We start from the raw sequence: 2,514 nt of genomic DNA on the forward strand, positions 1-2,514 counted from the left end.
AGCGAGCCCGCGCCGATCATCGCGGCCATCATCAGCCCGTCGGGGCGCAGTGATCGGTTGATCTGGATGAGCGCGCCGGGAAGATCGTTGACGCTGTCGAGCGTGCCCAGCGCGATCACCAGATCGAAGCTCGCCGGGTCGAACGGCAGCAGGTCCTCGTCGCATTCAACGTCGCGCCCGATCGGCCCGGCCAGCGTGAGGCGCATGCCCCGTCCTTCCAGTGCCGCGATCAGACTCGGCGGAGCCATGCCCAGCACCAGCGCCTCTCCGAAATCGCGCGTCACCCAGCCGAGCCGCTCGACGATTTCGTCCGCCATATGCTCGGCAAGGAAAGCGCCGTGCTGCTGCGCCAGCCGGGCGCCGCGCGCCATCGCGAGACGGCGGCGCGCGGGCGAGAAAAGCTGGCGGGGGGCGCTATCCTGGTTCATCGCGGCCTTGTGCCGACGCGTGCGCCGCGCGACAAGGGGGCATGTCGCTTGCCACCGCCCTCAGCCCGCTGGTCGATCTGGTGCTGCCCCCGCGCTGCCCCGGCTGCGGCGTGCTGGTCGAGGACGACCTGCAATTCTGCTCAGAGTGCTGGAATGCGCTGCGCTTCATCAGCGATCCCAGCTGCGCATCGTGCGGCAAGCCTTTCTCCGAAGGGCGCGATGCCGACCTGGTCTGCGCCGAATGCCTCGCCGATCCGCCGTTGCACGATGGCATCAAGGCGGCGGTGCTCTATGACGATCTGTCGCGCTCGATCGTGCTCAAGCTCAAGCATGGCGGCAAGATCGGCCTGGCCCGATTGATCGCGCGGCATCTGCAACGGCATATTCCGCAGGACCAGGCCGATCTGGTGCTGGTTCCAGTGCCATTGCATCGCTGGCGGCTGTGGAGGCGCGGGTTCAACCAGTCGATCCTGATCGCGCGCGAACTGGCGCGGCCGCATGCCCTTGCGGTCGAGACCGATGTGCTGCGCCGCATCCGCGCGACTCCGCCGCTCAAGGGCATGACGCGCAAGCAGCGCGGGCTCGCGGTGCAGGGGGTGTTCGCGATCCCCAAGGACCGGCGCGATCGCATCCGGGGCAAGCATGTTCTGTTGATCGACGATGTCTATACCACCGGCGCGACCTCGCGCGCGTGCGTGCGGCTGCTCAAGCAGGCGGGTGCGGCGAAGGTGACGATATTCTGCTGGGCGCGGGTGCTGCGCGAGGGCGACGAGGGCGCGGATATGTGACAGCGCCATGGCGCGGCTGTTGCATTTCCGCGCAAAACGCCCAAATATCGGGGGCGGAGGACGCTTTCATGGCCAAGGTCGAGATCTATACCAAATTTACCTGCCCCTATTGCTACAGGGCCAAGTCGCTGCTGAGCAAGAAGGGCGTGGAATTCGACGAGACCGAAGTGTCGATGGGCGGCGAGCCCAAGGCCGAGATGATCCGCCGCGCTGGAGGCCGCACCACCGTGCCGCAGATCTTCATCGATGGCCGACATATCGGCGGGTCGGACGATCTGGCCGCGCTCGACCGCGAGGGCAAGCTCGACCCGCTGCTGGGGCTGTGAGGTCCGGAAACGAGCGCATGAAGATTGCCGTGCTGCAGATGACGGCAGGGATCGACCCTGCGCAAAACGCGCGCACGCTCGTGCAGGCGGTGCGCGATGCCAGGGCGGGCGGCGCAGAGATGCTGTTCACGCCCGAAATGTCGAACCTGATCGACCGCAACCGCGCCCGCGCTTCGGAGACGATCCGCAGCGAGGGCGAGGATCATGTGCTCGCCGAGGTCCGCGCCGCCGCGGCCGAACACGGACTGTGGGTGCATCTTGGCTCGCTGGCGGTCAGGGGCGATGCGCCCGACGCGAAATGGCGCAACCGCGCGTTCGTGATTGCGCCCGATGGCGGCATCGCGGCGCGCTATGACAAGATCCATCTGTTCGATGTCGATCTGGCCTCGGGTGAGAGCTGGCGCGAGTCCGCCGTCTATGAGGGCGGCGAGCAGGCGGTTGCGGTGCAGCTTCCGCGCGCCGTACTCGGCCTGTCGATCTGCTACGATATCCGCTTTTCCGCGGTCTATTCCGCATTGAGCCGCGCCGGCGCGGACATCATCGCGGTCCCTGCGGCGTTTACCGTCCCGACCGGACAGGCGCACTGGCATGTCCTGCTGCGCGCGCGCGCGATCGAGAATGCCTGTTTCGTCGTCGCCGCGGCACAGACAGGCGAGCATGCCGACAGCCGAAGCACCTATGGCCACAGCCTGGTAATCGATCCCTGGGGCGAAATCCTGCTCGACATGGGCGAGGCACCGGGCCTGGGCTTTGCCGAACTCGACCTGGCACGCATCGCCGATGTGCGCTCGCGCGTTCCGGTTATCGCCAACCGCAGGCCGGTTGCGGAGGCGGTGCGGCCATGATCGTCTACGACCTCAAGTGCGAGCATGACCATGTGTTCGAGGTCTGGTTCGCCTCGAGCCAGGCCTATGAGGACCAGCGCGCACGCGGCCTCGTCGCCTGCGCGTTCTGCGGATCGACCGAGGTCGG

Annotated in this window: 5 protein-coding genes; 4 read left to right on the plus strand and 1 reads right to left on the minus strand. The window is 67.2% G+C overall.

Annotated features, from left to right (window positions below; translation table 11 throughout):
• A partial coding sequence (locus DM995_RS18385) for a methyltransferase domain-containing protein (protein WP_116970629.1) occupies positions 1–428 on the minus strand: 428 nt, incomplete at its 3' end.
• Positions 429–469: 41 nt separating this feature from the next.
• Between DM995_RS18385 and DM995_RS18390 the strand changes: the two genes are divergently transcribed.
• From DM995_RS18390 to DM995_RS18405, 4 genes are all read left to right on the plus strand, one after another.
• Complete coding sequence (locus DM995_RS18390) at positions 470–1,216, plus strand: ComF family protein (protein ID WP_116970630.1); 747 nt, start codon at positions 470–472, stop codon at positions 1,214–1,216.
• Between the two features lie 68 nt (positions 1,217–1,284).
• Positions 1,285–1,542, plus strand: coding sequence for a glutaredoxin 3 (grxC, locus tag DM995_RS18395; RefSeq protein ID WP_023837889.1), 258 nt, complete (start codon positions 1,285–1,287; stop codon positions 1,540–1,542).
• Between the two features lie 17 nt (positions 1,543–1,559).
• On the plus strand, positions 1,560–2,387 hold the full coding sequence (locus DM995_RS18400; protein WP_116970631.1) for a carbon-nitrogen hydrolase family protein: 828 nt from the start codon (positions 1,560–1,562) through the stop codon (positions 2,385–2,387).
• The coding region (locus DM995_RS18405) for a DUF1178 family protein (RefSeq protein ID WP_116970632.1) at positions 2,384–2,514 on the plus strand (131 nt) is incomplete at its 3' end. The genes DM995_RS18400 and DM995_RS18405, both read left to right, overlap by 4 nt.

It is taken from the genome of Blastomonas sp. UPD001 (assembly GCF_003426715.1).
In the GTDB taxonomy this organism is placed as follows: domain Bacteria; phylum Pseudomonadota; class Alphaproteobacteria; order Sphingomonadales; family Sphingomonadaceae; genus Blastomonas.